We start from the raw sequence: 4,470 nt of genomic DNA on the forward strand, positions 1-4,470 counted from the left end.
CGCGTATGGGTCGTGATGAACCTCTGGACGCATCCCGAACCCCGGGTCATCACGCCGTCCAGTCGAACGCAGATCAGCAGCCGTTCCACGGCCCTGCTGTTCTACCTGCACCAGTCTTCGACGCTCGCGGGGCTGGAGAATCTGGCCCGCGCCGTCAGCGCCGGCGTGCCCGGTATGCGTATGCAAGTGCGGGTGGCCACACTGCCCGCCAGCGAGTCGACGTCTCCGGGCGCCGATGCGCTGTTCGAACGCCGGTTCATGCAGCGCCTCGACTCGATCGGCTTCGTCCGGGCGCAGCGTCCCACTCCCTGGGACACGGTGATCGGCGCGTACGCTCGACCGCCATTTCCATGACGATCTCTTCGTGACCACTCAGGACACTCTGCGGGCGCCACTCGATGTGGTGCGTGCGCATCCTCTCTGTGCGGAAACGCCGGTGCCGCAGTTACAGCACGCTGTGACACCGCCGGAGAGCGTGTACGTGCGCAGCAACTTCGAAACGCCCGCCGCCCACGATGGCTGGACGCTCGAGGTGCGTGGTGCCGTGGAGCGGCCGCTCTCGCTCGCGCTGGGCGAACTGTCGCTGTTGCCGCCGCACACGGTCCTTGTGACGATGGAGTGCGCCGGCAACTGGCGTCTCGGCATGACACCGGTGCCGGAGGGCGAGCCGTGGCAATACGGGGCGGTGAGCACGACGCGGTGGAGCGGCGTGCCCTTGTCGGCACTGCTCGCGCAGGCCGGCGTGTCGGGTGATGCCATCGAAGTGCTCGCCATCGGCGCCGATGCCGGACCGCGCAGTGACGCCGAGGGGCTCGTGCGGTTCGAACGGGCGCTCCCCTTGGATATGGCGCTGCATCCGGACACACTCGTGGCCACGCACATGGACGGTGTGCCACTGACTCCCGAACACGGCGCACCGCTCCGGTTGATCGTGCCGGGATGGTACGGTATGGCCAGCGTGAAGTGGCTCGCAGCTCTCGAGGTTCGCACCTCGCCCTTCACCGGCTACTTCCAGACAAAGCGCTACGTCTACCACACCGATACCGGGACCACGCCGGTCTCGCGCGCGCTCGTGAAGAGCATGATCGTTTCGCCCGCGCCGGACAGCGCGTGTGCGGCGGAGACGGAGGTGCGCGGGTGGGCGTGGAGCGGGCACGGTGCCATCACGCGCGTGCAGGTGGCCGTGAACGGCACCTGGCACGAGGCCACGCTGGGTACGGCCGATTCCGCCTATGCGTGGACCCCGTTTACGCTGGCCGTGGCGTTGCCGACGGACCTGGTGGAGCTCCGCAGTCGCGCAACGGATGCGAGCGGTGCCACGCAGCCTGACACGATCGTGTGGAACTCGCTGGGTTACGGCAATAATGCGGTGCGCGCCATTCACGTCGTGGTGCGGTAACCCGCCGGTCATGAGCGCGGCGTCACCGTCCATCGTGCTTCGAACCGGTACGGTCGCCGACGCGGCCGCGGTGAGCGACTTCGGTCGTCGCACCTTCTCCGACACGTTCGCGGCAGACAACGATCCGGCGGATATGGCGGCGTATCTGGCCGAGGCGTTCGCGCCGGCAAAACAGGCGGCGGAGTTGGCGAATCCGGAGTGCACCTGTCTGCTGGCCGAGTGCGACGGGGTGATCGCGGGCATGGCGTTCGTGATCGACGGGTCGGCCAACGACGTCGTGCTCGGTCATCACCTCGTGGAGCTGCAGCGATTCTACGTGGACACACCGTGGCACGGGCGGGGCGTGGCACACGCCCTCATGGACTCGGTGGTGCGCACCGCAAGCGCGCTCGGTGGCGACGTACTGTGGCTGGGCGTGTGGGAGCGCAACGCCCGTGCCATCGCCTTCTACCGCAAGCAGGGCTTCGAACGCGTCGGCGCCAAGACGTTTCGCCTTGGCGCCGATGTGCAGACCGATGATGTGATGGCGCGCGCGCTCTGATGCGCTGATCAGCCGCGTTTACGCTGCGGGACCGGTGCCGTGGGCACGTCCATGGTGTTGGGCATGTGCGGCGTGCCGCGGTGGCACATCACGCAGGTGGTCTTGGGGCGCGGATCGTCGAGCTCCTTGACCTTGTTGATGTACTTGGTGTCGATATCCCGCTGCATGCGCTCCATCTGCCGCGCGATGACCTTGTTCTTGCGCGTGTCGCTCGCGTAGTCGCCGTTGTCCATGTGACAGTTGGTGCACGCGAAGCTGAGGCTGCGGCCGTACTGCTCGTCCATCATGGTGAGGAAGTCCTTCACCGGCATGTCGCGGTGCAGCTTCACGTTCTTGAAGACGACACCAGCGGGCTCGTTCTCACGCCCCTTGAGTGTGGCCATGAGTTCCGCGATCGCCTGCTTGCGCACCGTGTCGAGCTTCATGGGGCTCACGGGCTGACGCCGCTGCGCCGGTGCAGCCGCAGCCGGCGCTGGTGACTGGGCGATAGGAGTGGCAGCGGCGACGGGGGCCTCCTGCTGTGTGCGGGCGCACGCGAGCAGGGCGGTGGTGGCCACGAGCGCGGCCGCGATGTACGAGCGCATGAACGACGAATCTCCGAAAGAGGACGGCGACAAAGTTATATGGCCGGGGCCCCGGCTGCAGACGTGCCGGTCCCGGCGACAGACAAAAGCAAGCGGCCAACACGGAGGTCACGGAGAGGTACTGAGGGCACGGAGAACCACAAAAAACGTGAAAAGCCGACATGCTCCGTGTTCTCACCGCCCTCGGTGGCTAGCGCTTCCGGGCCAGAATGGTCCCGCGGCACGTGATCGCACCACAGGCGCACGGGTACCGCTTCTTCACCGCCGGGGTGTGCCGTTCCTCAAGCACGAATGCATAGTCGTACACGAGCTCTTCCCCCACTTCGATGTCGTGAATGGCTTCGATCCAGAGGCGCTTCGCATCCACGACCACATCGCAATTGGGGGCACACGAGTGGTTGAGGAAGCGCGCCTCGTTGCCGTTCACCGAGGCATCCACCACCACGTCGTCGTCGATGGCGAACAGGAACGTGTGGTGCCGCTGGCCGGGTTCGTCGGGGTAGCGCGCCTCGGCTTCGGCGGGGGTGAGTCGCTCCCCTGCGTACTCGATGATGCGTGTTCCCTCGGGAATGGCACGCGTGGCGAAGGCGCCGAGTCCCTGGATGGGGCTCTGGCGCACCGCGAAGGGAAGTCCGTTGGTGACATTCATGCCGGAATTTCACCACGGAGGCCTCGACTGTGCTACCTTTCCTGATTACAGGAGAACACCATGACGAAAACAGACGCGGATACCACCGCGGGCGACGCCACTAATGGCTTCGCAGCCCTCGGGATTGATCCGCGTATCGCGGACGCGCTATCCGCCCTTGGCTATGAAGAGCCCACGCCCGTGCAGCGGGCCGCCATTCCGCCGCTGCTCGATGGGCGGGATGTGCTCGCCCAGGCAGCCACCGGCACCGGCAAGACCGCCGCATTCTCGCTGCCGCTGCTGACGCGGATTGGCGCCGGCCACCGCGCCAGCGATGGCGGGCCGTCGGTCCTCATTCTCGTGCCCACGCGCGAACTGGCGATGCAGGTGGCCGAAGCGGTGCACCGCTATGGCAAGCCGCTCGGACTGCACGCCCTCGCCGTGTACGGCGGCGCGAGCATGGAACTGCAGGTGCGCGCGCTCAAGCGTGGGGTGGACGTGGTGATCGCCACGCCCGGTCGCGCCCTCGATCACATCAAGCGCCACACGCTCAAGCTGGGTACGCTGCGCGCGGTGGTGCTCGACGAAGCCGACGAAATGCTCGACATGGGCTTCGCCGACGAACTCGAAGCCATTCTCGACGCGACGCCGACGGAAAAGCAGACGGCGCTGTTCAGTGCCACGTTGCCGCCGCGTATCGCGGGGATCACGCGCAAGTATCTGCGCGACCCCGAGCATGTGACGGTCGAGCGCGAAGTGCGTGCTGAAGGCGAAGCGGCCCGTGTGCGTCAGGTGGCGTACATCGTCTCGCGCGCGCACAAGATGCCGGCGCTGGCCCGCGTACTCGATATCGAGCAGCCCACGAGCGCCATCGTGTTCTGCCGTACGCGTACCGAAGTGGACGAGCTGAGCGAGACGCTCACGGCGCGCGGCCTGCGTGCGGAATCGCTGCACGGTGGGCTGTCGCAGGATCAGCGTGATCGCGTGATGCAGAAGTTCCGCGCGAAGAAGGTGGACCTGCTCATCGCCACCGACGTGGCGGCCCGCGGGCTCGACGTGAAGCACGTGAGTCACGTGGTGAACTTCGATGTACCGGCCGACGCCGAGACGTACGTGCACCGCATCGGCCGCACCGGTCGTGCGGGGCGCGAGGGCGTCGCGATCACGCTCGCCGAGCCGCGCGAAAGCCGCCTGCTGCGCAACATCGAACGGCAGACGAGCCAGAAGATCGACATGGCGCAGGTGCCCACCGTGGCCGACCTGCGCGCGCACCGCCAGGAGTTGGTGAAGGCCACGCTGCGTGAAGCGCTCGTCGAGG

General features: G+C 66.9%; 6 protein-coding genes. 4 read left to right on the top strand and 2 right to left on the bottom strand.

From position 1 onward, the window contains the following. From ACIQ6O_RS13315 to ACIQ6O_RS13325, 3 genes are all read left to right on the top strand, one after another. Positions 1-354: hypothetical protein (locus ACIQ6O_RS13315; protein ID WP_396208277.1), on the top strand; the 354-nt coding region annotated here is incomplete at its 5' end. 10 nt (positions 355-364) lie between these two features. Continuing rightward, positions 365-1,399, top strand: a complete 1,035-nt coding sequence (locus tag ACIQ6O_RS13320) for a sulfite oxidase (RefSeq protein WP_396208278.1) — start codon at positions 365-367, stop codon at positions 1,397-1,399. Positions 1,400-1,409: 10 nt separating this feature from the next. Then, positions 1,410-1,940 (top strand): GNAT family N-acetyltransferase, encoded by a 531-nt coding sequence (locus tag ACIQ6O_RS13325; protein ID WP_396208279.1) that lies wholly within the window; start codon positions 1,410-1,412, stop codon positions 1,938-1,940. An 8-nt stretch (positions 1,941-1,948) separates the two neighbouring features. Here ACIQ6O_RS13325 and ACIQ6O_RS13330 read toward each other — a convergent pair whose 3' ends face one another. Continuing rightward, a complete protein-coding gene (locus tag ACIQ6O_RS13330) occupies positions 1,949-2,524 on the bottom strand; it encodes a c-type cytochrome (protein ID WP_396208280.1) in 576 nt (191 codons plus the stop codon). A 190-nt stretch (positions 2,525-2,714) separates the two neighbouring features. Next, entirely contained in the window at positions 2,715-3,173 is a 459-nt protein-coding gene (locus tag ACIQ6O_RS13335; protein ID WP_396208281.1) for an SET domain-containing protein, read from the bottom strand. A gap of 60 nt (positions 3,174-3,233) precedes the next feature. Between ACIQ6O_RS13335 and ACIQ6O_RS13340 the strand changes: the two genes are divergently transcribed. Beyond that, positions 3,234-4,470 (top strand): DEAD/DEAH box helicase (locus ACIQ6O_RS13340; RefSeq protein ID WP_396208282.1); only part of this gene is annotated, 1,237 nt, incomplete at its 3' end.

The sequence above is a fragment of the Gemmatimonas sp. genome, assembly GCF_044345575.1.
Lineage (GTDB): Bacteria > Gemmatimonadota > Gemmatimonadetes > Gemmatimonadales > Gemmatimonadaceae > Gemmatimonas.